This is a genomic window from Cellulomonas gelida, assembly GCF_006538725.1.
Taxonomy (GTDB): domain Bacteria; phylum Actinomycetota; class Actinomycetes; order Actinomycetales; family Cellulomonadaceae; genus Cellulomonas; species Cellulomonas gelida.
In genome coordinates, this window is the sequence record NZ_BJLQ01000018.1 from 17,705 (window position 1) to 42,995 (window position 25,291).

25 protein-coding genes are annotated in these 25,291 nt (G+C 71.0%); 10 read left to right on the forward strand and 15 right to left on the reverse strand.

What is annotated here, in order from left to right; translation table 11 throughout:
* Positions 1 to 41: 41 nt before the first annotated feature.
* Positions 42 to 1,376: an MATE family efflux transporter gene (locus CGE01nite_RS09565; RefSeq protein WP_048341993.1), complete on the reverse strand. Its 1,335-nt coding sequence runs from the start codon at positions 1,374 to 1,376 to the stop codon at positions 42 to 44.
* 316 nt (positions 1,377 to 1,692) lie between these two features.
* Between CGE01nite_RS09565 and CGE01nite_RS09570 the strand changes: the two genes are divergently transcribed.
* Positions 1,693 to 4,086: a replicative DNA helicase gene (locus tag CGE01nite_RS09570; RefSeq protein ID WP_141370544.1), complete on the forward strand. Its 2,394-nt coding sequence runs from the start codon at positions 1,693 to 1,695 to the stop codon at positions 4,084 to 4,086.
* 527 nt (positions 4,087 to 4,613) lie between these two features.
* Here the strand turns inward: CGE01nite_RS09570 and CGE01nite_RS09575 are convergent.
* The 3 genes from CGE01nite_RS09575 to CGE01nite_RS09585 all read right to left on the reverse strand — a co-directional run bounded on the left by CGE01nite_RS09575 (position 4,614) and on the right by CGE01nite_RS09585 (position 6,169).
* Positions 4,614 to 5,261 carry a hypothetical protein gene (locus CGE01nite_RS09575; protein WP_141370546.1) on the reverse strand — a complete coding sequence of 216 codons (648 nt, stop codon included), beginning with the start codon at positions 5,259 to 5,261 and terminating at the stop codon, positions 4,614 to 4,616.
* 235 nt (positions 5,262 to 5,496) lie between these two features.
* Positions 5,497 to 5,769: an integrase core domain-containing protein gene (locus CGE01nite_RS09580; protein WP_141370548.1), complete on the reverse strand. Its 273-nt coding sequence runs from the start codon at positions 5,767 to 5,769 to the stop codon at positions 5,497 to 5,499.
* Entirely contained in the window at positions 5,750 to 6,169 is a 420-nt protein-coding gene (locus tag CGE01nite_RS09585; protein WP_197080751.1) for a transposase, read from the reverse strand. Before CGE01nite_RS09585 ends, CGE01nite_RS09580 begins: the two co-directional genes overlap by 20 nt.
* Positions 6,170 to 6,188: 19 nt before the next feature.
* Between CGE01nite_RS09585 and CGE01nite_RS09590 the strand changes: the two genes are divergently transcribed.
* The 5 genes from CGE01nite_RS09590 to CGE01nite_RS09610 all read left to right on the forward strand — a co-directional run bounded on the left by CGE01nite_RS09590 (position 6,189) and on the right by CGE01nite_RS09610 (position 9,821).
* The gene (locus CGE01nite_RS09590; protein ID WP_141370550.1) at positions 6,189 to 6,452 is read left to right on the forward strand and encodes a type II toxin-antitoxin system Phd/YefM family antitoxin; all 264 of its coding nucleotides are present in this window, start codon (positions 6,189 to 6,191) and stop codon (positions 6,450 to 6,452) included.
* Positions 6,449 to 6,832: a PIN domain-containing protein gene (locus CGE01nite_RS09595; protein ID WP_141370552.1), complete on the forward strand. Its 384-nt coding sequence runs from the start codon at positions 6,449 to 6,451 to the stop codon at positions 6,830 to 6,832. The genes CGE01nite_RS09590 and CGE01nite_RS09595 overlap by 4 nt, the downstream gene beginning before the upstream one ends.
* 272 nt (positions 6,833 to 7,104) lie before the next feature.
* Entirely contained in the window at positions 7,105 to 7,602 is a 498-nt protein-coding gene (locus CGE01nite_RS09600) for a DUF427 domain-containing protein (RefSeq protein ID WP_141370554.1), read from the forward strand.
* Positions 7,603 to 7,890: 288 nt separating this feature from the next.
* Positions 7,891 to 8,586, forward strand: coding sequence for a VanW family protein (locus tag CGE01nite_RS09605; protein WP_229747325.1), 696 nt, complete (start codon positions 7,891 to 7,893; stop codon positions 8,584 to 8,586).
* A gap of 107 nt (positions 8,587 to 8,693) precedes the next feature.
* Entirely contained in the window at positions 8,694 to 9,821 is a 1,128-nt protein-coding gene (locus CGE01nite_RS09610; RefSeq protein ID WP_141370558.1) for a GNAT family N-acetyltransferase, read from the forward strand.
* 158 nt (positions 9,822 to 9,979) lie between these two features.
* Here the strand turns inward: CGE01nite_RS09610 and CGE01nite_RS09615 are convergent, their stop codons facing one another.
* A complete protein-coding gene (locus CGE01nite_RS09615; protein WP_141370560.1) occupies positions 9,980 to 11,431 on the reverse strand; it encodes a non-reducing end alpha-L-arabinofuranosidase family hydrolase in 1,452 nt (483 codons plus the stop codon).
* 344 nt (positions 11,432 to 11,775) lie between these two features.
* Here CGE01nite_RS09615 and CGE01nite_RS09620 point away from each other — a divergent pair, with 344 nt between their 5' ends.
* Positions 11,776 to 12,633, forward strand: coding sequence for an NAD-dependent epimerase/dehydratase family protein (locus CGE01nite_RS09620; RefSeq protein WP_141370562.1), 858 nt, complete (start codon positions 11,776 to 11,778; stop codon positions 12,631 to 12,633).
* 93 nt (positions 12,634 to 12,726) lie between these two features.
* On the opposite strand, the gene CGE01nite_RS09625 is transcribed toward CGE01nite_RS09620, so the two are convergent.
* The 4 genes from CGE01nite_RS09625 to CGE01nite_RS09640 all read right to left on the reverse strand — a co-directional run bounded on the left by CGE01nite_RS09625 (position 12,727) and on the right by CGE01nite_RS09640 (position 16,926).
* On the reverse strand, positions 12,727 to 14,295 hold the full coding sequence (locus CGE01nite_RS09625; protein WP_141370564.1) for an ABC transporter permease: 1,569 nt from the start codon (positions 14,293 to 14,295) through the stop codon (positions 12,727 to 12,729).
* Between the two features lie 86 nt (positions 14,296 to 14,381).
* Positions 14,382 to 15,314, reverse strand: a complete 933-nt coding sequence (locus CGE01nite_RS09630) for an ABC transporter ATP-binding protein (RefSeq protein WP_048341964.1) — start codon at positions 15,312 to 15,314, stop codon at positions 14,382 to 14,384.
* A gap of 53 nt (positions 15,315 to 15,367) precedes the next feature.
* Positions 15,368 to 16,060: a TetR/AcrR family transcriptional regulator gene (locus CGE01nite_RS09635; protein WP_141370566.1), complete on the reverse strand. Its 693-nt coding sequence runs from the start codon at positions 16,058 to 16,060 to the stop codon at positions 15,368 to 15,370.
* Positions 16,061 to 16,251: 191 nt separating this feature from the next.
* Positions 16,252 to 16,926 carry an arsenate reductase/protein-tyrosine-phosphatase family protein gene (locus CGE01nite_RS09640; RefSeq protein WP_141370568.1) on the reverse strand — a complete coding sequence of 225 codons (675 nt, stop codon included), beginning with the start codon at positions 16,924 to 16,926 and terminating at the stop codon, positions 16,252 to 16,254.
* A gap of 129 nt (positions 16,927 to 17,055) precedes the next feature.
* On the opposite strand from CGE01nite_RS09640, the gene CGE01nite_RS09645 reads away from it, so the two are divergent.
* The 3 genes from CGE01nite_RS09645 (at position 17,056) to arsA (ending at position 19,780) form a co-directional block, all read left to right on the forward strand.
* Positions 17,056 to 17,481 carry an arsenate reductase ArsC gene (locus CGE01nite_RS09645; RefSeq protein WP_141370570.1) on the forward strand — a complete coding sequence of 142 codons (426 nt, stop codon included), beginning with the start codon at positions 17,056 to 17,058 and terminating at the stop codon, positions 17,479 to 17,481.
* Positions 17,482 to 17,601: 120 nt separating this feature from the next.
* Positions 17,602 to 17,979: an arsenite efflux transporter metallochaperone ArsD gene (gene arsD / locus CGE01nite_RS09650; protein WP_141370572.1), complete on the forward strand. Its 378-nt coding sequence runs from the start codon at positions 17,602 to 17,604 to the stop codon at positions 17,977 to 17,979.
* A gap of 1 nt (position 17,980) precedes the next feature.
* A complete protein-coding gene (gene arsA / locus CGE01nite_RS09655; protein WP_141370574.1) occupies positions 17,981 to 19,780 on the forward strand; it encodes an arsenical pump-driving ATPase in 1,800 nt (599 codons plus the stop codon).
* A 148-nt stretch (positions 19,781 to 19,928) separates the two neighbouring features.
* Here the strand turns inward: arsA and CGE01nite_RS09660 are convergent, their stop codons facing one another.
* The 6 genes from CGE01nite_RS09660 to CGE01nite_RS09685 form a co-directional block, all read right to left on the reverse strand.
* Positions 19,929 to 20,420, reverse strand: coding sequence for an aromatic ring-opening dioxygenase LigA (locus CGE01nite_RS09660; RefSeq protein WP_229747326.1), 492 nt, complete (start codon positions 20,418 to 20,420; stop codon positions 19,929 to 19,931).
* 219 nt (positions 20,421 to 20,639) lie between these two features.
* Positions 20,640 to 21,089, reverse strand: a complete 450-nt coding sequence (gene rplI, locus CGE01nite_RS09665) for a 50S ribosomal protein L9 (RefSeq protein ID WP_048341972.1) — start codon at positions 21,087 to 21,089, stop codon at positions 20,640 to 20,642.
* A 15-nt stretch (positions 21,090 to 21,104) separates the two neighbouring features.
* Positions 21,105 to 21,341 (reverse strand): 30S ribosomal protein S18, encoded by a 237-nt coding sequence (gene rpsR, locus CGE01nite_RS09670; RefSeq protein ID WP_013885186.1) that lies wholly within the window; start codon positions 21,339 to 21,341, stop codon positions 21,105 to 21,107.
* A gap of 80 nt (positions 21,342 to 21,421) precedes the next feature.
* Positions 21,422 to 21,931: a single-stranded DNA-binding protein gene (locus CGE01nite_RS09675; protein WP_141370576.1), complete on the reverse strand. Its 510-nt coding sequence runs from the start codon at positions 21,929 to 21,931 to the stop codon at positions 21,422 to 21,424.
* 75 nt (positions 21,932 to 22,006) lie between these two features.
* The gene (gene rpsF / locus CGE01nite_RS09680; RefSeq protein ID WP_048341974.1) at positions 22,007 to 22,300 is read right to left on the reverse strand and encodes a 30S ribosomal protein S6; all 294 of its coding nucleotides are present in this window, start codon (positions 22,298 to 22,300) and stop codon (positions 22,007 to 22,009) included.
* 228 nt (positions 22,301 to 22,528) lie between these two features.
* On the reverse strand, positions 22,529 to 24,937 hold the full coding sequence (locus tag CGE01nite_RS09685) for a transglycosylase domain-containing protein (RefSeq protein ID WP_048341975.1): 2,409 nt from the start codon (positions 24,935 to 24,937) through the stop codon (positions 22,529 to 22,531).
* Positions 24,938 to 25,291: the final 354 nt, after the last annotated feature.

The window sequence follows — 25,291 nt, forward strand, 5'->3', positions numbered from 1 at the left end:
CCCGGGCGGCGCGGCTGTCGGGCCGCGCGGTTCGGGCCCCGTCAGGTGCCCGTGACCATCCAGGCCGTGCCGCGGGCGCGGTAGCCGGTGGTCGCGGCGCGGGCGAGCATGAAGACGCCGGAGAACGCGGCGGTCAGCCACAACAGGCCGTCGGCGCCCGGCGGGGCGTACGCGCGCACCGCGAGGGCGAACGGCACGTAGACGACGAGCGTGACGAGCCCCGCCCACGCGAGGAACCGGCCGTCGCCCGCGCCGATCAGCACGCCGTCGAGCACGAACACCCACCCGGCGATCGGCATGCACACGCCGGCGACCAGCATCCCGAGCACGATCGCGTGCCGCACCTCGTCGTCGGACGTGAACAGCGGCGCGTACAGCGCGGCCGCGCCACCGAGGATCAGCCCGAGCACCACGCCCGCCCCGACCCCCCACTGCAGCGTGCGCCGCAGGATGCCCCGGGTGCGGGGCACGTCGCCCGAGCCCAGGGCATGGCCGACGAGAGCCTGCGCGGCGATCGCGAGCGCGTCGAGAGCGAAGGCCGCGAGCCCCCAGACGGAGCTGACGACCTGGTGCCCGGCCAGCGTCACCGCGCCGAGCCCCGCGGCGACCCACGTGGTGAGCAGGATCGCGCCGCGCAGCGTCGCGGTGCGCGCGAGCAGGGGCAACCCGTGCCGCGCGCTCGCCCAGATCCCACCGGCGGCGGGCCGCAGCGACGACCCGGCGGCCCGCGCACCGCGCACGACGACGAGCCCCAGCACCACGCCCATGCCGAGCTGGGTCAGGGCGGTGCCGGCGCCGGATCCCGCGATGCCGAGGTGCAGCCCCCACACCAGCGTGACGTTGAGGACGGTGTTCACCACGGCGCCGACGACCGCGACGCCCAACGGGGTGCGGGTGTCCTGCAGCCCGCGCAGGGTCCCGGTCGCGGCCAGGACGACGAGCATCCCGACGAGGCCGGGCGCCGACCAGCGGAGGTAGGTGACGGCCTGCCGGGCGGTCTCGTCGTCGGCGCCCATGAAGGCGACCACCCACGGCGAGGCGATCCACAGCCCCGCCGCGAGGACCACCCCCAGCCCCAGCGCGAGCCACATCCCGTCCACACCCACCTGCAACGCACCCGCGTGGTCCCCGGCGCCGAGGCGGCGGGAGACCGACGCGGTGGTCGCGTAGGCGAGGAACACGCACAGTCCGACGACCGTGAGCAGCACGCTCGAGGCGAGCGCCAGACCCGCGAGCGCCGAGGTGCCCAGGTGCCCGACCACGGCCGAGTCGACCAGGATGAACAGGGGCTCTGCGACGAGCGCCCCGAGCGCGGGGATCGCGAGGGCGAGGATCTGCCGGTCGATCGTGACACGGGGCTGTCCGGTGGCTGAGATGGTTCCGACCCCCTGGCGTGCTCCACACCCGTTGAACTGCGTATGTGCTCGTCGCACCGGCGATTCGCCGACCCGACCCGCGGTATCCACAAGTCTGTCCACGGCCTGTGCACATCTTGATGCACAGGCGTCCCCACGGCGATCCACAGGTTCGACGGCGTGTTTCCACAGGGGCTCTGGGCGATTCGCGCGGCGCACCCCGGCGGTCCTACTGTGCGCGGGAACCTTCCCACGAGCGGTGCTTCGCCGTGCATGTCGGAGGGTGGGGGTAGAACACGGGTTCGAGGACTTCGTCCAGCGGGGATTGGGTGCGTAGGTGACGATCGAAGAGCTCGAGTACGGCATGCCGTCCGACGCCGGATCCGGACGGCGCGAGTTCGACCGCACCCCTCCGCAGGACCTCGAGGCCGAGCGCTCGGTCCTCGGCGGCATGATGATCTCGAAGGACGCCATCGCCGACGTCATCGAGCAGATCCGCGGCACCGACTTCTACCGCCCCGCGCACGAGGTCGTCTACGACGCGATCATCGACCTGTACGGCCGCGGCGAGCCCGCGGACGCGATCACCGTCGCCGACGAGCTGACCAAGCGCGGCGAGATCGGCCGCATCGGCGGTGCGCCCTACCTGCACACCCTCATCGCGTCCGTCCCCACGGCCGCGAACGCCGGGTACTACGCGCGGATCGTGCGCGAGCGCGCGATCCTGCGCAAGCTCGTCGAGGCCGGCACGCGCATCGTGCAGCTCGGCTACGGGACCGACGGCGGCGACGTCGACGAGCTCGTCAACAACGCGCAGGCCGAGGTCTACGCGGTCACCGAGCGACGCTCGTCCGAGGACTACCTGCCGCTGTCCGAGATCATCGGCGGGACCGTCGACGAGATCGAGGCCGCCGGTCACCGCGGCGAGGGCATGATCGGCGTCCCCACGGGCTTCTCCGACCTCGACCGCCTGACCAACGGCCTGCACCCCGGCCAGATGATCGTCGTCGCCGCCCGGCCGGCTATTGGAAAAAGTACGCTGGGAATTGACGTCGTCCGATCGGCCGCCATCAAGCACAACATGTCGGCTGTCGTGTTCTCGCTCGAGATGAGTCGCAACGAGATCGTCATGCGACTGCTGTCGGCCGAGGCGCGAGTGCACCTGCAGAAGCTGCGCACCGGTCAGATGGGCGAGGACGACTGGGCGAAGATCGCTCAGACGATGGGCAAGATCTCCGCGGCACCGCTCTTCATCGACGACTCGCCGAACATGTCGCTGATGGAGATCCGTGCCAAGTGCCGGCGCCTCAAGCAGCGGCACGACCTCAAGCTCGTCGTCATCGACTACCTGCAGCTCATGACGTCCGGCAAGCGCGTCGAGTCGCGCCAGCAGGAGGTCTCCGAGTTCTCGCGTGCGCTCAAGCTCCTCGCCAAGGAGCTCGAGGTCCCCGTCATCGCGATCTCGCAGCTGAACCGTGGTCCGGAACAGCGCACGGACAAGAAGCCGCAGATGAGCGACCTTCGCGAGTCGGGATGCCTCACGGAGGACACGCGCGTCCTGCGCGCGGACACCGGTGCCGAGACGACGCTCGGCGAGCTGTACGCGCTGCGCGCCACCGACGTGCCGGTGTGGGCGCTCGACGATCGGCTGCAGTACGTCCGACGCCACCTGACCCACGTGTTCCCGACGGGCGTCAAGCCCACCTACCGGCTCCGCCTGGCCTCCGGCAAGGAGGTCACCGCGACGGCGAACCACCCGTTCCTGACGTACGAAGGTTGGACCCCACTCGGCGAGCTCGAGCCCGGCTCACGCATCGGCGTGCCGAGGCACGTCCCCGGCCCGGAGCAGACGGCTACGTGGCTGGACCGCGACGTGACGATGCTGGCGCGCATGATCGCCGGGCGCACCGCCCCGGGTGCCGCAGTCTGGGACGACGAGGTGTGGGAGCAGCTCGGCGAGTCGCTGCCGGCCTCGCTGTTCCACCTGCCCAAGCCGCAGATCGCGCTGTTCCTACGCACACTGCTGACCCAGAACGGCGCGGTGACGCTCGACGGCGGGACGGGCCTGGTGACCCTTCGGGCAACCGGTCGCCGCGTGCTCGACGGCGTGAGCCGCTTGCTGCTGCGGTTCGGTATCTCCACGCGCATCCGCCGGTCCACCGACGGCATGGTGCTCGAGCTGGTGGAGAAGGACGACCTGCGGCGCCTCCTTCAGGAGGTCGGCATCGAGGGCCGTCACGCGGTCACCGCGGACGAGTTGCTCAGGCGGGTCCGGGAACGCGACGCCGATGCGTCGACCGAGCCGGTCCGCATGTGGGATGAGGTCCGCACGGTCCTGATGGCCGCGGCCGCTCGTTCCCAGGCCGAAGGACGGGCGCCGCTCGCGCAGGTCGTCGACGTGCTCGACCGCGCCGACCTGCAGGTTGACGCCGTCAACGACCTGCTGTGGGACGAGGTCGTCGCGATCGAGCCGATGGGGGATCAGCAGGTCTTCGACGCGACCGTCGTGGGGACCCATAACTTCATCGCCAACGGCATCGCCGTCCACAACAGCATCGAGCAGGACGCCGACATGGTGATCCTGCTCCACCGCGAGGACGCGTACGAGAAGGAATCACCGCGAGCGGGCGAGGCGGACCTGATCGTCGCCAAGCACCGAAACGGCCCGACGGACACGATCACGGTCGCCTTCCAGGGCCACTTCAGCCGCTTCGTCGACATGCAGGCTTAAGCCGCCGCCGGTGTAGGTTCCGCGCAGCAGTTGCGGAGTCCATCTCCTGAATGCTGTGTCGTTGCGGCGTTCTGCGACTGATTGCGGCGCCGCGGTGTCGAGATGCGACGGCGACGTCGAATGTCCCGAGCATGCTGGCGTCCGCTGGCCCGGGGACTTGGAGGGCCGGCGGGGGTCGTGGCGTTGGCCTACTGGCGCGACCGCCGCGAGGTCGGCAGAGGTGAACCTCCACCTCACGGGCTGGCACGAAGCTCCTGCCGACGACGCCTGGGGGCGTTCGTGGATCGGCTGGCGGGCCGACTTCACCGACACCGAGCCGTGGGAGTTGAACCGCGGAACATGGCCGATCAGTGACGCCGCCGATCAGGAGCGCTACGCGACGATGTCGTACGAGGGCCTCGTCCGGCCTCGTGGGCCCCGAGCCCGCTGTACGAGCCGGACCGCACACAGCGGGCCGGGCGCCCAGCCTGGCACAGGTTCGCCGCGCAGGGCGGGACGTCGCCGACCGACTACCTGACGCGGACCGATCACCCGATAGTTGGCGGCTCGTATGAATCGCATTTCGCCGCGTCGCCCTGTGGGCAGATCGTGAGCCCGGTCCTGAACGTCTTGGCGTAACGGAGCCAGCCTGCACGGTAAGTGACCCTGACGCCTGCGAGGGTTCCGATGCCGGACTGCGCGTCTGGAACCTTCACTCCGATGTACAACTCGAGCCCGATGTCGTCACCGGCGCGGATGGCCATTCCTTCGACTGGCTTGCCCGCGGCCCGCGGCCAGCCTGGCGCAACGTCGAACAGGTTCGAGCCGCGCTGCAACACGCGCTCGGGACCGATCGCGTCGATCGGGTCTGCGATCTGCAATGGGATCTCCCCGAAGAGCACCTCGATGTGCTCAACGGTGATGTCCTTGTCGCTTGGGTTGGTGAGGTCTTGCAGCCCGAAGGTTACCCACGTGTCGGCAGGGAAACCGTCGACGATCACGCCGGTGTTGTCGCTGCCCTCCAGCGGGCCACCCGGGACGGTCCGGAATACAAGCCAAGCGGTCACCCCGACGATTGCGAGGATTGCGGACGCGGCAATCGAAATGCGGCGGCGCCGCTTCGGGGGCTCCTCGTGCGCGTCGATGCTACCTATCTGGGTGGTAGGCGTGCGGGATTCGTTCGGTTCGACCATCATGCCGGTCCAGTGTCCGCCGGCGGCTTGCCTTCGATCGCGATGTCCGCGACTGAAGGCTTGCCGTTGTTTCCGCAGTAGCTCACCTTCGCCGTCGCACTGGGAGAGGCCTTGTAGTAGGTGATGCGGCCCGAAGCTCCCCTGTCAGTGCGCGTCGAGTCAAGATGCCTGCGTGTGCAAAGTAGCGGTTCTCCCGGCCGCGCGTGGGTGGTTTCGCAAGGGAAGTCTGAACCCGGCTTCAGTGGGGGCCCGCAAGTGACGCGTCGACGGTTGTCGGTGCGTCGTTCTGACGGTAGTAGTTGTCTTCGTGCTCGGTGGGTGGGATCAGCCCGATCTTGCCGTGCAGGCGCCGGTGGCTGAACCAGTCGACGTACTCCGCGACGGCGATCTCGAGGCCGTCGACGCTTCTCCACGGACCCTTGCTGCGGACGAGCTCGGCCTTGAACAGGGAGTTGAACGCCTCAGCGAGGGCGTTGATGCTCCTCCGTCTGTCAAGCGGCTTGCGCTGCACCCGTCGCTACGACGCGGAGGGGTCGCATCGCGGCCCAGAGCGCGGGGGCGAGGTGACGTCTGAGGCAGCGGATGATCTCGGACTTGGTCTTGCCCTCGGTCATGCGGCGGGTGACGTAGGACCCGGTCGGTTCGTGGTGCTGCATCCGTACGATCACGACCAGGTAGAGGGCTGCGTTGGCCTGTCGGTGACCGCCGCGGTTGAGTCGGTGGCGGGTGGTCGTCCCCGAGGAAGCTGGGATCGGGGCGACCCCGCAGAGCCTGGCGAACGCCGGCTCGGACCGGACCCGTCGAGGATCTGAGCCACCCCCTGCGCGACCTGGTGTGGGCTGTCGGGATCTCCCGGGCTGACGTCTCAGTCCAGGCGCGAGCGACCGAGCTCGACTGCGCCTGAGTAGCACACGGTGCTACTTTGGGTGGATGACGACCGTGGGGGTTCGGGAGCTCAGGCAGGATGCGTCAGGAGTTCTGCGTCGCGTCGAGGAGGGTGAGCGCGTCGTCGTGACTGTTCACGGACGGCCGGTCGCGGACCTCGTGCCCCACTTCGAGACCCGACCGACCTGGCGTCCGGTCACGGACTTGGCGGCACTCTTCCCCGGGGTGGATGACCCGCACTGGGACCAGGACATGTCGCTGGTCGACGGCGCGCCGACCGACCCGTTCGAGCGGGACGCTCACCTGTGAGGCTCATCCTCGACACGAACGTCCTGATCGACGGGCTGGTGCCTACCGATACGGGCGACGAAGCCGCGATCAGCATGGCGACGCTGGCCGAGCTGCGCTTCGGAGTCCTGATCGCGCGGACACCCGAGAGCAGGGCGGCGCGGATGCGGGTGCTGTCGAGTGCAGAGGGCGCGCTCGCCGCCCTGCCGATCGATGACTCGGTCGCGTCGTCGTACGCGCTGCTGGCGACGAAGACCGTCGCGGCCGGACGGCAGCCGCGGGCCCGCGCGTTCGACCTGCTGATCGCAGCGACCGCCCACGCACACGGCGCGGTGCTGGTCACACGGGACGTCGGCGACTTCGCGGGGCTCGACGACGTCCTCGAGGTTCGCGCGCCCTGACCGGTCGGGCCACCGGCTTGCGCCCGCCTGCCCGAGGCAGCTGGCCCGTCGGGGGCGCAGCGCGTCTCTGGTACCACGGATGGCCGCGTGTGCCGGTGTCGGCTCGCATGCTCCGGTAGGTCGGCTCGAGCCGTCCGGTCCGTGCTGAGTCGACGTCATCGCGCCATCGTCACCCGCAGCGGGCGTCGTCGCGCGGCAGGCGGCGACCCGTCCTGCTCGCCGAACCAGACGCGGGGCTGCGACGCGGCCGGGCTCGACGTACGGTCGAGGACGTGCCCCGTCCTGTCCCGATCCGTCCCGCGCCTGGGCAGGAGTCGGTGTGGGACTACCCGCGCCCCCCGCGCGTCGAGCCGTGCACGGCCGAGCTCGTGATCGTGCTCGGTGGTGAGGTGGTGGCGCGGACGTCGTCGAGCGGGCGGGTGCTGGAGACGAGCCACCCCCCGACGTACTACCTGCCCCGGTCGGCGTTCGTCGCCGGGTCGCTGCGCGCCGTCCCCGGAGCGTCCTGGTGCGAGTGGAAGGGGCAGGCCGCGTACGTCGACGTCGTGGGCGGGGGGTTGGTGGCGCCCCGTGCTGGGTGGACGTACCCGGACCCGGCGGCTGGTTACGAGGTGCTCGCCGGCTCGATCGCCGTGATGCCGGGCGCCATGGACCGCTGCACGGTCGACGGCGAGGTCGTCCAGGCCCAGGAGGGCGGCTTCTACGGCGGCTGGATCACCTCGCACGTCGTCGGACCGTTCAAGGGCGGTCCGGGCACCCAGAACTGGTGACCGCCGGACGCCAGGTCTGGACGACCGTCGTCCGGCACTCCTTGCCATGCCGTGCCCGGGGACGGGACGATCACGTCCGTCGAGCGCATCGGCGCTGGCGAGCACGGGGATCGAGCCCCGGCGGGCGGGGGCGGAGCTGCGGTGGGCACGAGGCCGGGCGGCACATCGAGGGTCACCGATTCCGTGCGCGAGCGCGCCCGGAGGTCGCTCGGGCCGGCAGTGTGGCGGTTGCGTCGGGAGTGGCAGTGGCGGCAGGCCGGCGTGCAGGCGCGGCTGGACCGTGTGGCCGTGGACGGCTTCGAGCACGAGGTCGCGGCCCACCGCACACCGATCTTCCGCGAGCTGGCCGGGGTGGACCGCCGCCTGCAGGAGAACAAGGCGGTGAACCTGGCGATCGCGGCCGGGCGGTTGGACGGCAGTGCGCTACGGCCCGGGCAGAGGATGTCGTTCTGGCGGGTGGTCGGGCGACCGAGCTATCGGCGCGGGTTCACCGACGGCTTGGTCCTGCGGCAGGGCGAGGTCGACGAGGGCGTCGGCGGTGGGCTGTGCCAGATGACCAACCTCCTGTACTGGATGACCGTGCACTCACCGCTGACCGTGGTCGAGCGCTGGCGGCACACCTATGACGTCTTCCCGGACACCGGCCGCACGCAGCCGTTCGGCAGCGGCGCGACGTGCTCGTGGCCCGTGCTCGACCTGCAGATCGAGAACCGCACGTCCGCGACGTTCCGGCTCTCGCTGACGGTCGGGCAGACGCACCTCGTCGGGGCGTGGACCAGCGACCAGGCACCGTTGCACACCTACGAGGTGTATGAAGCCGCGCACGAGATGAGGAACGACCTGCCCGGCGTCTTCACGCGTCACAACGTGCTGCGCCGACGGGTGCTCGACGGGGCCGGGAACGAGGTGGACGACGAGCTCCTCGCGGTCAACCAGGGCAGGCTCATGTACCAGCCGTTCCTGGGGGCCGGCGGCGCCGGCTAGGCGCGTCTCCCGGTGCCGAACGTCATCCGGGGCCGAGGGCGCACCCAAGCGTTGAGCGGGACACTAATGCCTGGTCAGGCCCGGTGCCGGGTCGCCAGACTCGGCGCGTGACCGACCGAAGCTGGCGCGTCGTGCGCGCTCCCGAACCACCCGCCGACCTCGACCACCCCGACGCGTGGGCGCTGCACGCGTTCAGCGACGTCGAGCGCGAGCGCGAGGCCGCCGTGTGGGGCTGGACCGACCAGTGGGCTCCGCCGTGGGTCATGCACGGCGTCGTCCGTCACCAGGAGTACGACCGCAAGCAGATGCTCCTGGTGGTGCGCGCCTCGCACCCGCAGGACGTCCCGCCGCAGCCCGCTGACGTCGTCGGGGTCGCGCTCGTCGTCGTCGGCCGCGAGGCCAACACGCACCTGCTCTGGGCCGGACCGCTGGCCGTGCGTCCCGCGCACGCTCACGACGGCGTTCTCGACGTGCTGCTCGCGGGGATCGAGGAGGAGGCCGCGGCGCTCGGTTGTACGACCGTCGTCTACACGGCACCGCACGCCCCGGAGCCGCCCGCGGGGCCGGGAGCGCTCGAACCCCGCACGGGTGCCGGCCGCGTGCCGGTCGACTCGCCCGAGGCGGTCGTCTCGCTCGAGCGCGGCTACGCGCTCGAGCAGGTCGGTCGCCACTCCACGCTGTACCTGCCGGTTCCGTCGCCGGTGCTCGACCGCCTCGGCGACGATGCCGCCGCCGCGGCCGGTGACACCTACCGGATCGTCACGTGGCGCGACGAGATCCCCGAGGACCGCCTCGACGACCTCGCGCGGCTGTGGACCCGGATGAGCACGGACGTGCCGCTCGGCGAGGTCGACTACGACGAGGACTCGTGGGACGCCGACCGCGTGCGTAGCCACCTCGCGGACCTCGCGGGCCGGCAGCAGCATGTGCTGGTCGCGGTGGCCGAGCACGTCGCGTCGGGCGAGCTCGTCGCGTTCACGGTGCTCCAGGTGCCCTTCCCCGAGGTCCCGTTCGGGTTCCAGGAGGACACGCTCGTGCTGCGCGAGCACCGCGGGCACCGCCTCGGGATGCTCGTCAAGGTCGCGAACCTGCGTGCGCTCGCCGCGTGGCGGCCGGGCGTCGAGCGGATCCACACGTGGAACGCGCAGGAGAACGCCCACATGCTCGCGATCAACGTCGCGCTCGGCTTCGTGGCGGACGGTGTCGCGGCGGTCTGGCAGAAGCACCTGGCGTGATCGCACCTGCTGAAGGTCGCGGAAGCGGCCGCAGCGGACACGGCCGCGGCACAGGACCTGCTCGACGCACTTCGCCGGCGGCGCCGGAGGGGGGGTGGGCTCGGATGAACCGGGCCCACCCCCTGGCTCCCACGCTCGTGGGTGTCGTGCGCCGCTCGTCAGCGCCGGAGCGTGAGCAGGCCCGGGCGGTACGGCAGGTTGTTGTAGTCGGCGTTCACGTTGGGGTCGCGGCCCTGGTAGAGCAGCTGCAGGTTGCACGGGTCGATCGTCTTGGTCTGGTCGGGGTTGGACCGGACCAGGTCGCCGTGGCTGATGTCGTTGGTCCACGTCGCGCCGCTGTTGGCCTTGCCCGCGAACGGGTTGCTCTCGGACGCGGCCTGCGGTGTCCACGACCCCGACAGGCTGGAGGACGTGAACGAGCGGAAGTAGCGCCCGCCCGAGCCCATCGCCTCGACGATCATCAGGTACTGGTTCTGACCGGCGACCTTGTAGACCTCCACGCCCTCGAACAGGTTGGCCGTGGTGTCGCTCATGATCGTGGTGTAGCTCGACCCGAAGCTGCCCGGGAAGTTCCCGATCGGCATGCTCGCGCGGTAGATCTTGCCGTTGTCGCCGGCGAAGAACAGGTACATGTTCTGCCCGTCACCGATGAGGGTCTGGTCGATCGGGCCGGTCCCGGAGCCGGTGATGCTGCCCGTGAACAGCGGCTGCGGTGACGACCACGAGTTGACGTTCGTCGGGTCGGTCGAGGTCCGGTAGATGAACGGCCACTGACCCCACTGGTAGGCCAGGACCCAGATGTTCTTGGGCGCGAAGTAGAACAGCGTGGGAGCGACCGTGCCGGAGGGGAGGGCGTTCTGGCTCGTGGTCGCCATGTCCGACCAGTTCGTGAACGGGCTGAACGCCATCGAGCCGTAGCTGCCGTTCTCGACCTTCGACGCGTACACGAGGTGCTTGCCGTTGTGGACGACGTTCGTGAAGTCCTTCAGCGACGTCCAGCCCGACCGCGGCTGGGCGAGGGGGCCCGAGGAGTCCCACCGGTACGACGACGGCAGCGAGCACCCGGTCCCCGACGTGGGCGTCGGCGTGGGCGTGGGCGTGCCACCGCCGACGCGGACCATCTGCCACTGCTGGTTGCTGCCGTTCCAGTCGGCGTACTGCACGACGTTGCCGCCGTCGGCGGTGGAGGCGCCCTGCACCTCGACGGCCTTGCCGCTGTGGCGCGCGATCAGCTGGATGTACCCGTCGACGTCCTGGATGCTGAACTGCTGGTTCGACGAGTTGTTGTCGGTCCACTGGATGATCGCGGCGCCGTCGGCAGCGGACCGGCCGCTGACGTCGAGGACCTTGCCGGACAGGCGGGACTTGAGCCGGTAGTAGCCGCCGCCCGAGTCGACGAACTGCCACTGCTGGTTGGTGCCGTCGTTGCGCGACCACTGCGTGATGCGGGCACCGTCAGTGGTGGCCCGGGCGTACACGTCGAGGGCCTTGCCGCTGGTGCGGTTGACCAGCACGTACGACGCCGAGGTGTCGATGCTCGCTGCGGTCGCCGTCGGCGCCGCCGCGACCGCGACCGCACCGGCCGCCGCGACGCCCAGCGCGACGAGCATCGCGGACCACCGTCGTCGCGGGCTCCTTGGGCTTCTTCTCACCTGTCCATCTCCCTTCGATCCGGGAGCGGGTGCGCCGCGTGGACGGACCCACTGGCATCCGTCGTGTGATCGTTCACACGGCGTCGGGCTCAATGTCACACGGGACGATGCCCCCCGGTCCTGCCTGAAACGCTTCGTGTGGACGACGAGTGCGGTCTTCCCTGCGGCTGGCAGCGAGACGGCCCGTGATGTGATGTGCGCATGAACCTGCCCCGCTCCGCACCTGTCCCGTCGCCGCGCCCGGCAGCTCTCGTGCAGGCCGGGGACGCGCGGGTCTCGTCGTCGCACGTCGGGGTCGGCGCATGAGCCGCGTCGTCGTGACCGGCGGGAGCGGCAAGCTCGGCCGCGCCGTCGTCGAGCACCTGGCGGCGCACGGGTACGACGTGGTCAACGTCGACACCGCTCCCCCTCCGGCGGATCAGCAGGCGCTGTTCACCCGGGTCGACCTCACCGATCTCGGCGAGGTGACCGAGGCGCTCACGGGGATCGACGACAGGTACGACGGTGTCGACGCGGTGGTGCACCTGGCAGCGATTCCCGCGCCGGGTCTGCGCCCGAGCGGTGCGACGTTCGCGAACAACGTCGTCGCCACGCACCACGTGTTCAGCGCCGCCCGCCGCGCAGGCATCACGAACGTGGTCTGGGCGTCGAGCGAGACCGTCCTCGGGCTGCCCTTCGAGACGCCTCCGCCGTACGTGCCGGTCGACGAGGAGTACGCCGTCCGCCCGGAGAGCACGTACTCCCTCGGCAAGGCCGTCGAGGAGGAGATGGCTCGGCACTTCACGCGCTGGGACCCGGAGCTCAAGCTCATCGGCCTGCGGTTCTCCAACGTCATGGACGTCGGCGACTACGCCGCGTTCCCGAGCTTCGCGGCCGACCCGCGCAGCCGGATCTGGAACCTGTGGAGCTACATCGACGCCCGCGACGGTGCCCTCGCGGTCCGCCTCGCGCTCGAGAGCGACCTGCGGGGGTTCGAGGCCTTCATCGTCGCCTCACCCGACTCGGTGCTGGACCGCCCGTCGGCCGAGCTGGTCGCCGAGTACTTCCCGGACGTCCCCGTGCGACGCCCGATCGAGGGCCGCGAGACGCTCCTGTCCATCGACAAGGCACGTCGCCTGCTGGGGTACGACCCGCAGCACACCTGGCGCGACGAGGTCTGAGGCCCGTGCCCGGTCTGTCCGACCGTGACCCTGCGTGACGGTCGGAGCCGCAGCTCCCGCACCTCCGCGAGGCGGCGCCGCCGCTCGCGCGAGTCAGGCAGGTTGGAGGTCTCGCCGCCTCAACCGGTGGACGCCCGACCAGGTCAGCACAGCGGCGACCATCGTCAGCGCCACCAGGGGCGTCCAGGAGAAGGGCTCCAGCGGAAGGTACGGGACTGCTGCGAACGGCAGTCCGTCCAGGACCCAGTCGGGCAGCCCGAAGACCTCACCGAGCATGGTGGCGAACCACATCGCGGCCATGACGCCCCACGTGGCGGGCACCGCGACGCGGGGCACCCAGCCGAACAGGGCGACCGCGAGCCCGACCAGGACCATGACCGCCGGCCAGTACGCGAGCGTGGCGCCGGCCATCGCGGCTGACTGAGAGGGGTCGTCGACCGTCGCTCCGTACACGGCTCCGAGGACCGCGCCTCCGACGGCGAGCAGCACGGCGGAGCCGGCCACGGGGATGAGCAGGCGCTCCAGAGCCCAACGGGTGCGTGAGATGGCTCCGGCGAGCTGCGGCTCGAGGATGCCGGTCGCCTCGTCGCCGCGCAGCGACACTGCCGACTGGGTCGCGAAGACCGCCGTGACGAGTCCGATCATGCTGGCGAGCATCGACAGCAGCGCCGGAACACCCGCGCCTCGCAGCAGGTCGGCCGTATCGCCGCCGGCGTCGTCCAGGAGGTCGGCCATGGCCTCGGCGACGGAGCCGAACAGCACCGCGGCGAGCACGACCGCGATCGTCCATCCGACGATCGGCCCGCGCTGCAACCGCAGCCCGAGCCCCAGGGGCGAGGCGAACCGGCGTGGCGCCCATGCCCGCCCTGGCCTCGCCGCGATCAGTCCTGCGCCATGGTCACGCCGGGCTTCGAGCGTGATCGCGACCGTGCACAGCACGACGGCAAGGAGGGCGAGCAGCGCGAGGGGCCACCACCGATCGCCCGCGAACGGCTCCATCTTCTGGCCCCACCCGATCGGTGACGCCCACGTGAGCGCGCCGTCACCGAGGTCGCCCACCATGCGCAGGACGTAGAAGCCGAGGATCACCGCCGATCCGAGTGCATTCGCGGCTCGCGCGGTCCCGGCCACTTGTCCGGCAACGGCGCCGACGCCCAGGCCGACGAGACCGACTCCCGCCACTGACGCGCCCAGCACGGATGAACCCCGCAGTCCCGCGCCCGCAGGATCGAGGCCCTGTGCGGCGGAGACGAGGGTGATGCCGACGCCCACCAGGACGCACAGGCACGCCAGGACCAGCCACGAGGCGACGGTGGCGGCGTGCACCCCCAGCATCCGAGAGCGCAGCAGCTCGGTGCGGCCCGCTTCCTCGTCGGCCCGGCCGTTCCGGGTGGCGAGGAACACGACCCCGAGCGCCAGGGCCAGCGCGATCGTCATCCAGGCCTTCGTCCAGACCGCACCGCCGAGCGTGTTCGCCGCTGGCGACAGGCCGGTGAGGGCCCTGATACCGGGCGTGTTCGAGACGGCGGCGAAGTCGTCGAGCGCCGCCTGGGTGGGGAAGAGCTCCTGGTAGTAGGACGCGACGTACGCGAACATCGTGACGAGTGCGACGAGCCACGCCGCCAGACGAACCCGGTTGCGGCGCAGCTGGAGGCGCACCATCGGTCGCCACCCTGCGCAGCTCTCGAGCGTGCGTCCTCGACGGGCTGTCGGCGCGAGTCGCCGCGGAGGCGTGGCGGTCGTGGCCGTCACGGCTGCCGCTCCGCACGTGCGGACAGAGCTGCGAGCTCGTCGCCGTAGTGCCGCAGGAACAGCTCTTCCAGTGACGGCGGGTTGGCGACGAGCGAGCGCGGCCCGAGCACCGCGACGCGCGCCAGGACTGTCGGCAGCGCCGCCTCGTCGACGGCGAAGGTCACGTGCCGGTCGAGCACCGTCAGGTCGTGCACACCGGGCAGCGTCGCGAGGCCGTCCACGCCCCCGTCGAGCACAGCGGTGACCTGCGTGCGCGTCAGGTGCCGGAGCTCGGCGATGGTCCCGGACTCGACGGTGGCACCTTCGCGGATGATCGTGACGCGGTCGGCGAGCTTCTCCACCTCGGCGAAGATGTGGCTCGACAGCAGCACCGACCGCCCCTGCGCCTTGATCTCGCGGATGGACTCGGTGAACGCCGCCTCCATCAGCGGGTCGAGTCCGCTCGTCGGCTCGTCCAGGAGGAGCAGCTCGGCATCGGAGGCGAGGGCGGCGACGAGCGCGACCTTCTGCCGGTTGCCCTTCGAGTAGGTCCGTGCCTTCTTGGTGGGGTCGAGCTCGAACCTCTCGAGCATGGCGTGCTTCCGCCGCGGGTCGAGCGGGCCGGAGATCCGGCAGAGGATGTCGATCGCCTCGCCGCCGGTGAGGTTCGGCCAGAGGGTGACGTCGCCGGGCACGTACGCGACGCGCCTGTGCAGCCGCACCGCATCCGTCCAGGGGTCGCCGTCGAGGAGAGCGACGCGTCCGGAGTCGGCCTTGAGCAGACCGAGGAGGACGCGGATGGCTGTGGTCTTCCCGGCCCCGTTGGGGCCGAGGAAGCCGGTCACCTGACCGGTCGGGACGGTCAGGTCCAGCCCTCGCAGGGCGTGGACGTGGCCGAAGCTCTTGTGCAGGTTCTCGACCTGCACCGCCATGGAGGCTGCCGTGGGCATGAACGTTCCTCGGGAGGTGTCGTGGCAGGTGGAGGGAGCGGACGGCTGCGCCGTCACGCACTCTGTCGATCTGACTGCTGCTGGTCACCGTCGGGCGGGTCGCCGACGTACAGCAGGTAGTCGTCGAGCATCCGCCTGGAGGTCAGCAAGCCCTCCGTGAAGAGCTCCAGGGTCGGCAGGATCTGGTCGTGGTTGCGCGCGCTCACGGCCTCGACGAATGCCCGGGGTGTGGCGTCGGGCATGGTGAGGAACTGCATCAGCAGTGACCCCATGGTCTGGAAGACGAGGTAGCGCAGGCGCGCCTCCTCGTCTCGCGAGGGACGCACGAGTCCGGACTGGACGCTGTCGCGCATGATGTCGCGCGCCTCGTCGACGAGATGCTCGAGGAACTGCTGTGCGGGCTCACCCCCGGCATGGATCGCGCGGATCATGTAGACGACGAGCTCGGCGGAGGGCCCGGGGTCGGTCAGGTTGGCGAACAGGTACGCGCTCGGGTCGGCCAGGCTGCTCGCCTTGAGGGCCCCGTAGCGACGCAGCACCTCGGCGTCACAGTGCTCACGCAGGCCGGCCTTCGAGCCGAAGTGGTGCGTGATCAACGCGGGCGAGACGCCGGCGCGCTCGGCGATCACCCGGAACGGCGCGTCGAACCCTTGCTCGGCGAAGCACTCGACGGCCGCGTCGCGAATCCTCGCCCACGCGGTGAGCTCGCTCGCGCGCCGGTCGTCCGGCGACGATGCTGTACGCACAACCAGCACGCTATACGCGCAACCAGTCCGCGGCAAGAGGTCTCAGCGACACGGGTCGTCGTCCTCCTGGGCGCGGGGACGAGCCCGGCCGGAGTCGACGTCCGGGGATGACGCGGGCTGGGGGCAGGCCCGCGGCCTCCGCGGAGCTCGTGCCTGTGGTCCCGACGATCTGCGCACGTCCTGCTGGCGCCTCAGCTCATGACGAGGCGGGGGACGAGCTGGGCGACGCGGCGGCTCAGCTCGGTGACGGCGTGGTCGAACGCGTCGTCGCTGCCGTAGGGGACCGGATCCGGGATGGACCAGTGCACGTCGGCGGTGAGCCCGACCTCCTCGTGGGCGCGGTCGCAGACCGTGATGACGAGGTCGCCCTCACGACGGACGTCATCGATGGTCTGCGGTCGTCCGTCGCGCAGGTCGACGTCGTGGCGCGCCGCCGCGGCGATCGCCCCCGGGTGGATCACGGGTGCGGGGTGGGTGCCGGCCGACGCCGCCGGGATCTGGCTGGCGCGCCGCCAGAGGGCCGCCGCGAGGTGCGAGCGCGCGGAGTTCGCGGTGCAGACGAACAGGACGCGGGCCGGGCGCGGCAGAGGGCTCGTCGTCAGGGGGCCGAGCTCGGTGGGCAGCAGGCGCAGGTAGGTGCGGCGGCGGTCGCCCTCCGAGCGCGTGCGTTCGACGAGGCCGTGCTCGACCAGGACGTTGACGTGGTGCGCGAGGAGGTTGGAGGGCATCGACAGCTCAGCGGCGAGCTCGGACGGGGAGGCGTCCCCGCGCGAGAGCAGGTCGACCACGGCGAGACGGCCGGGGTCGGACAGAGCGCCGTGCAGCGCCGCGCGGCGTTCGACCAGGGCTAGCCACTCAGTGTTCATTGAGTCAATTTTGACTGATCGACGTACGGGTGGTCAAGATGTCCGCGTCCGACCTCTGAGTGAGCGCCTGAGCCACCGCGCAGCGGCCCTCGTCACGAGCCTGTCCCCCCACGACCTGAGGAGTGAGTCATGGCCCCGACCACCGACAAGCCCAGCGTCCTGTTCGTCTGTGTCCACAACGCCGGCCGCTCGCAGATGGCCGCCGGCTTCCTGTCCGCCCTGTCCGGTGGGGCCGTCGAGGTCCGTTCGGCCGGTTCGATGCCCGCCGACCAGGTCAACCCCGTCGCGGTGGCGGCGATGGCGGAGGTCGGCGTCGACATCGCCGCCGAGCAGCCGAAGATCCTCACCATCGAGGCCGTGCAGGCCTCGGACGTCGTCGTCACCATGGGCTGCGGCGACGCGTGCCCCTACTTCCCGGGCAAGCGCTACGAGGACTGGAAGCTCGAGGACCCCGCGGGCCAGGGCATCGAGTCGGTCCGCCCGATCCGCGACGAGATCCGCTCACGCATCGTGACCCTGCTCGACGAGCTCGGCGTCCCTGCCGTCGGGGCGTGAAACCCCGCGGCCTCCTCGACGCCTGACGTCGTGCACGGCCGGGACCTTCGTCCGAGGCATCGACGCGTGTCGATGAGACGGTGGTCCCATCAACGTACATCGATGGATGGAGGTGGCGTCATGGCGACTGTCGAGGTCTTCGACCCCGCGATGTGCTGTTCGACGGGGGTGTGCGGGACGGACGTCGACCCGACGCTGAGCAGGTTCGCGGCGGACCTGGAGTGGTTGTCCGGCCAGGGCGTCCAGGTGAGCCGCGCGACGCTCTCCCAGGAGCCGGGCAAGTTCGTCGGCAACCCGCTGGTGGCGACAGTGCTGGCCGAGCACGGCGTCGACGGTCTGCCTGCGCTGCTGGTCGACGGCGAGGTCCGCGCCACGGGCCGCTACCCGGACCGCGCCGAGCTCGCGGGCTGGGCCGGGCTGGCTGCACCGGTGGACCGGCTGCTGCCCTTGGCGCAGTCGGCCGGCGGCGGGTGCTGCGGCGGCGCAGGCGGGTGCTGAGATGACGACGACCGCCGTCCAGCACGCGTGGCTGGCCGGGATCGTCGAGCACGCCACGCCGTTCCTCTTCTTCACGGGGAAGGGCGGCGTCGGCAAGACGTCGTGCGCGTCGACGACCGCGGTCGCCCTGGCGGACGCGGGTCGCCGCGTGCTGATCGTCTCGACGGACCCGGCGAGCAACCTTCCGGAAGTCCTGGGCGTCACCGGCGACGACGATCGTCCCGTGGCGGTGCCCGACGTCCCCGGCCTGGTCATGCTGGACCTCGACCCCACGGCCGCCGCGTCGCGCTACCGCGACACGGTCGTCGGACCGTACCGGGGGCTGCTGCCACCCGAGGCGGTCGCGCAGATCGAGGAAGAGCTGTCCGGGCCGTGCACGGTCGAGGTCGCCGCCTTCAACGAGTTCGTGCGGCTGCTGGTGGATGACGAGCTGGTCGGTGGGTACGACCACGTCGCGTTCGACACCGCGCCGACCGGCCACACGCTGCGCCTGCTCAGCCTCCCGGCCGCGTGGGACGGATTCCTCGAGTCCAACACCGGCGGGATCACGTGCGTCGGCCCGGTCTCGGCGCTCGGGCAGACCCAGGAGTCCTACGCCGATGGCCTCGACGCGCTGCGTGACGGCTCGCGCACCACGGTGGTGCTCGTCGCCCGCCCCGACGACGCCTCGCTCAGCGAGGCGGCGCGGGCGAGCGGAGAGCTCACCGATCTGGGGATGCTCAACCAGCGTCTCGTCGTCAACGGCGTCCTGGGCGACCCGGACGACGACGCGCTCGCCCAGGCCCGCAGCGACCACGAGCTCGCCGCGCTGGCCGCCATGCCCGAGCCTCTGAGGAGGGTGTGGTCCGGCGACGAGATGCCTCTGCTCGCCCGCGCCCCGCTCGGCGTCGACGCGCTGCGCGCCGCGGCACAGCCGTGTGCCGACGAAGCCGAGACGCCGTCGCTCCCACCGGAGTCCCCCTCGACCAGCCGACTGGTCGACCTCGTGGACGCCGTGGCCGCGGCCGGGCCGGGGATCGTCATGACGATGGGCAAGGGAGGCGTCGGCAAGACGACCGTCGCCGCCGCGATCGCGCTCGCCCTGGCCGAGCGCGGCCTGCCGGTCACCCTCACGACCACCGATCCCGCGGCCCACGTCGAGCTCGTGCTGCAGGACCCACCGGCAAACCTCCACGTCACCCGGATCGACCCGTCCCTCGAGACCACCGCCTACACCGCTCAGGTCATGGACGAGGCGGGGTCCCAGCTCGACCCGGCGGCTCGCGACCTGCTCGAGGAGGACCTGCGCTCGCCGTGCACCGAGGAGGTCGCGGTGTTCCACGCGTTCGCCCGCACAGTCGCCCAGGCCGAGCACCGCTGGGTCGTGATCGACACCGCCCCGACCGGGCACACCCTGCTGCTCCTGCAGTCGTCGCACTCCTTCGTCGCCCAGGAGCACACGCGCTCGGGAGACCTCGCGACGTCCGACTCGGCGCGCCTCTACGAACGGCTGAGCAACCCCGATCGCACGCGGATCGTGCTGCTCACCCTGCCGCAGGCGACACCGGTCCACGAGGCCCGCGCGCTGCAGGAGGACCTGGCCCGCACCGGGCTGGTGCCCTGGACCTGGGTCGTCAACGCGGCGCTCTCGCAGCGGAGCACCCACCACCGCGTCCTGGCCGCACAGTCCGCCGACGAGGTGCACCGGATCGCCGAGGTCGCCGAGCTCAGCCCGCGACCACCCGTCGTGCTCCCGTGGACCGACCACCCGCCGATCGGCCGACCCGGCCTGCACGCACTGCTCACCCCGACCGGGTCCTGACCGCCGCCGACCGCCCACGAGGTCTCGTCGGCACTGTTCGCAGCACCGCCGGCTGACGCCGGCCGAACGACGCCGGCACGTGCGAGGCCCCGCCCCCCAGAGGGACGGGGCCTCGTGTCGACCGTGCGTCCATGACGGTCGAGTCGGCTCACGCCGCCAGGGCCGCCTGACGGCGGGCGAGGCTGCGCAGGCCCAGGCCGCCGATCACGAACCCGACGCCGACGCCGACGACCGCGAGCGCGACGCCGAACCCGATCACCGAGGTCATGAGGGACGCGCGCAGGAACGTGCCGGTCGCGACGCTCGGCCGCAGCGGGTCCTCGCGGTCGATCTCGGCGTACGTGCGGCCGTCGGTCATCTGCTCGAGGTCGGTGCGGATCGCCTCGGACTGCGCCCACGCCTCCCAGGGTGCGTCGACCCGCTCGCCGACGAACGCCGGCGCGGTGTCGGTCACGTTGACGTTCTCCTGCGCGAGTCCCTGGGCGACGGCACCCCAGGCGCCGATGCCGCCGACGATCATGATCGCGCCGAGCACCAGCAGGAGCGTGCCGAACAGGCGAGCACGCTTGTTGACGGGGGGCGGCGGCTTGGTGTCCTCGGTGATGCGGGTGGGTTCGGTCGCTGTGGGCTGAGCGGACACGGGTGCCCCCTTCGGTCTGCGAGTGGTCGGTCCACCACCGTCTCGGGCGCAGGCAAGCGACCGCACCCTGGCGAATCAATTCACCTGGACCGGATCGGTACGCAATTGCGTGCGCGAGACTCCGCGGCACCGCCGCCGACGCCGGCTCCCCCGCGCCGGCACAGCACGAGGCCCCGCCCCCAGGAAGGGGACGGGGCCTCGAGTCGACCGAGCGTCAGCTCAGGCGGCGACGACCTTGACGGTCACGGTCGCGGCGACCTCCGGGTGGAGGCGGACCGAGACGGTGTACTCGCCCAGGGCCTTGATCGGCTGAGCGATCTCGACCTTGCGCTTGTCGATCGCCGGGGCGCCCGACGCCTTGACCGCGTCCGCGATCTCCGCGGTGGTCACGGCGCCGAACAGGCGACCGGCGTCGCCGGCCTTGGCCGACACGACGACGGCCTTCGACTGCAGCGAGTCGCGCACAGCCTTGGCGTCGTCGAGGGTCGCGATCTCGCGGGCCTTGCGGGCCTTGCGGATCGCCGTGATGTCCTTCTCCGCACCCTTGGTCCACGGGGCGGCAAGGTTGCGCGGGATCAGGTAGTTACGGGCGTACCCGTCCTTGACCTCGACCACGTCGCCCGGGGCGCCGAGGCCGGTGACCTCGTGCGTGAGGATGATCTTCGCCATCTTCAGGCCTCCTTCTCAGCGAGCCGACGACGAGTACGGCAGCAGAGCCATCTCGCGCGCGTTCTTGACGGCACGCGCGATCGCGCGCTGCTCCTGCACGGACACACCGGTCACCCGGCGAGCGCGGATCTTCCCGCGGTCGGAGATGAACTTGCGCAGCAGCGCGGTGTCCTTGTAGTCGACAACCTCGATCTTGGCTGCCTTGAGCGGGTTCTGCTTCTTCTTGGGCTTGCGAACAACGGCCTTGGCCATCGCGGTGCTCCTGTCTCTGGAGCCCCGGGCGTTGCCATGCCCGGGGATGTGATGTCTGGGGTCTCGAAGGATCTAGAGGATCAGAACGGGGGCTCGTCGGAGTAGCCGCCACCGGCGCTGCCACCACTCGCGGGCGTGGCCCACGGGTCGTCGCCGCCGGTGTTCGACTGGCCGCCACCGGAGTAGCCGCCACCGCCGCCGCCGAAGCCACCGCCGCCACCCGAGCGCTGGGCGCGGGTGACCTTGGCCGTGGCGTAACGGAGCGACGGACCGACCTCGTCCACCTGCAGCTCGACGACCGTGCGCTTCTCGCCCTCACGGGTCTCGTACGAGCGCTGGACCAGGCGGCCGGTCACGATCACGCGCGTGCCCTTGGTGAGCGACTCCGCGACCGACTCCGCAGCCTCGCGCCAGATCGAGCAGCGCATGAACAGCGTGTCGCCGTCCTTCCACTCGTTGCTCTGGCGGTCGAACGTGCGGGGCGTCGACGCGACGGTGAAGTTGGCCACGGCCGCACCCGACGGGGTGAAGCGCAGCTCCGGGTCCCCGGTCAGGTTCCCGATCACCGTGATGACGGTCTCACCAGCCATGCCAGCTCCTCGATCGATCCTCGAACTGCTCTGTCCTTCGATGTGGTGCGCACGCGAGCGGCGCGCACCGACGGGTCACACGCCTCGGCGCAGGACCTTCGTGCGCAGGACGACCTCGTTGAGGCCGAGCTGGCGGTCGAGCTCCTTGGCCGTGGCCGGCTCCGCGGTGAAGTCGACGACCGCGTAGATGCCCTCGGCCTTCTTGTTGATCTCGTAGGCCAGGCGACGGCGACCCCAGATGTCCACCTTGTCGACGTTGCCGCCGTCGGTCTTGACGACCGACAGGTACTTGTCGAGCGACGGGGCGACGGTGCGCTCCTCGATCTCGGGATCGAGGATGATCATGATCTCGTACTGACGCAGGCTCATACCCACCTCCTCTGGTCTCAGCGGTCACGGTCGTTCCGTGACAGGAGGGTTCTCATGCGTCGCTGTCGACGGGGGCCGGAGCCCTCGTCGTCCCCCGTCCGGCGCTGATGGCAGCGGCGAGACGGAGGCACAGCAGTGTTCTAGCCTACCGGCCCGGTGACGGCCCGGTGAAATCGTCGCCCTGTGGACAGCCGGGGATCACCCGGCCGCGCCCCAGGGCGACGACGCTCAGTCGTTCTTCTTCGGCGGCGGGGCCGCCTCGGTCGGGTCAGGGCCCGGGTCGCCCGTCGGCTCGGGGTCCGGCTGCTGCTCGGGCCCGGTCGAGACGACGATCGTCACCTGGGTCCCCACGGGCACCTTGGTCCCGCCCGACGGCTCCACGGAGATCACTCGTCCCGCGGCCACCTTCTCCGACGACTGGGAGACGATCACCGGCTCGAGACCCACGGCGAGCAGCGCGGCCGTGGCGTCCGCCTGCGTCTTGCCCGCGAGCCTGCCCGGGACCTTGACGGTCGCGTCGATCGTCGGCTCCTCGGTCGGCTCCGTCGTCGGCGTGGCCGTCGGGGTGGGCGTGGGCGACGAGGTCGGCTTGTCGCCGACGTCCGCGCGCGGCGGGAAGTCGCGCTGCTTGGCGAACTGCTCCATGTCGAGCACCGGGCCCATGTACTCGGCCCACAGACGAGCGGGGATCGAGCCACCCGTCACCTCGCCGAGCGGCCCGCCGTACGGGCTCGGACCGAAGGGCTTGATCGTGACCTCGGACGAGCCGTCGTCGCCGACCTGGCTGAGGGCGACGGCCGTCGAGATCGTCGGCGTGTAGCCGACGAACCACGCGGAGATGTTGCCGGTCGACGTGCCCGTCTTGCCGGCGATCGGCACACCCAGCGGGGCGATGTACGGCTTGCCGGACCCCTTCTGGACCACCTGCGTCATCGCGTACGTCGCGTCCGCCATCACGTCCTGCTCGAACTTGCGCTCGGGGTCGCCGTCGGTCTGGTAGTTCACCGAGCCGTCCGGGTTGAGCACCTGGGACACGATGTGCACGTCGTGGTGCACGCCCTGCGCGGCGAACGTCGCGTACGCGTTCGCCATGTCGAGCGGATGCACCGACGAGCTGCCGAGCACGTTGGACGGGACGGCCTCGACGGGCGTCAGGATGCCCGCGTCCTTCGCGACCTGCGCGGTCTTGTCGGCGCCGACCTCCAGGTTGAGCTGCGCGTACACGGTGTTCACCGAGTCGGCGGTCGCGTCGACGAGGTCGATCGAGCCGTACGACGAGCCGCCGAAGTTGCTGACCTTCTGGTCGCCGGAGCCCCAGCCGTCGAGCGTCATGGGCGACTTGCCGGAGAACCGCGTGTCGAGCGAGATCCCCTCCTTGAGCGCGGCGACGAGCGTGAACGGCTTGAACGTCGAGCCGGCCTGCATGCCGTTGCCGTAGGTCGCGCGGTTCACCTGGTCGGTCAGGAAGTCCTTTCCGCCGTACAGCGCGATGACACCGCCCGACGAGGGGTCGACCGACGACGCCGCGACCTTGAGGTTCTCGCTCGGCGGGGTCGCGCCGTCGGTCAGCTCACCCGACCAGAGCTTCTCCACCGAGGCGGTGAGCTGGTCCTGCACGGGCTTCTGGACCGTCGTGATGATCTTGTAGCCGCCGCGGTCGAGCTGCTCCTTGCTGATGTTGATGGCCTCGGTCGCCATCTCGTCCTCGACCATCTTGAGCAGGTACCCCGCGGTGCCCGTGTACTTCGCCGACCGCTGGTACACCACGGTCGTCGGGAACTGCGCGGCGTCGAACTCCGCCTGCGTGATGTGCTTGTCCTCGAGCATCGCGCTCATGACGATGTTCCAGCGCGCCTCGGCCTTCGTCGGGCTCACCGCCGGGTCCCAGTTGTTCGGGGACGGGATGATGCCCGCGAGCAGCGCGGCCTGCGAGATCGTCAGGTCCTTCGCGTCGACCTTGAAGTACGACTGCGCCGCGGCCTGGATGCCGTAGGAGTCCCGGCCGAAGTAGATCGTGTTGAGGTAGCGCTCGAGGATCTCCGGCTTGGACTCCTCCTGCGTGATCTTCAGCGCCAGGAGCGTCTCGCGGAACTTGCCGATGTAGTCGGTCGTCGTCTTCTCGACGTAGTAGCGCTCGACGTACTGCTGCGTGAGCGTCGAGCCACCCTGCTTCTTGCCGCCGGTCGCGTTGTTGATGAGCGCACGCGCCATGCCGGTGACGGAGATGCCGGAGTTCGTCTCGAACGTGCGGTCCTCGGCGGCGATCACGGCGCCGCCGACGTACGTCGGCAGGGTCGAGAGCTCGACGAGCTGGCGCTTCTGGACCTCGAACGTGCCCATGACCTTGCGGCCGCCCGCGTAGTAGACGGTCGTCGTCTGCGACTGCACCTCGGCACCCGCGGCGGGCACCTTGATCCCGACGTAGGCCGCGACGAGCGCGCCGGCGCCCAGGAACGCGACGGTCAGGAACGAGCCGAGCAGGAACCGCCACGACGGCAGCCAGCGGTGGAGCCCGTGGTACCCCGAGCGCGGGTAGTCGAAGAACTTGCGCTTGGGGGCGTTCGCGGGGCGAGCGCCGGATCCACGAGGGGCGCTGCGACGCGACCGCGGGGCGGAGGCGCGAGACGAGCCGGCCAACGTGTTGCCTTCCTGACGACGACGAGGAGCGTCCCTTCCGCACGCACCCTCGCACCACGACGAGGCGGGCGAGGGCAGGCGTCAGCGGACGCGCCGTCCAGTATGCGCGACCAGGCCCTGCCCCGGGCGGGCCGCGGGCCGGCGTCCTGCGACCCTTCACACGATCGGCACTCGGCACCCGCGAACCGGGTTCGGGCCCTGCGCGACCAGTGGCGCCGCGCGTCGTCGTCGTGGCGTCGCTGCGGTGTCGTCATCGGTGCTCGGCCGCGGGACGCACCTCGGAGCGGGTCGGTGACGTGCGCACACGCTGGCGCGACGGCGCGACTTGTGCACGACGAACGTCGCGCTCTACTC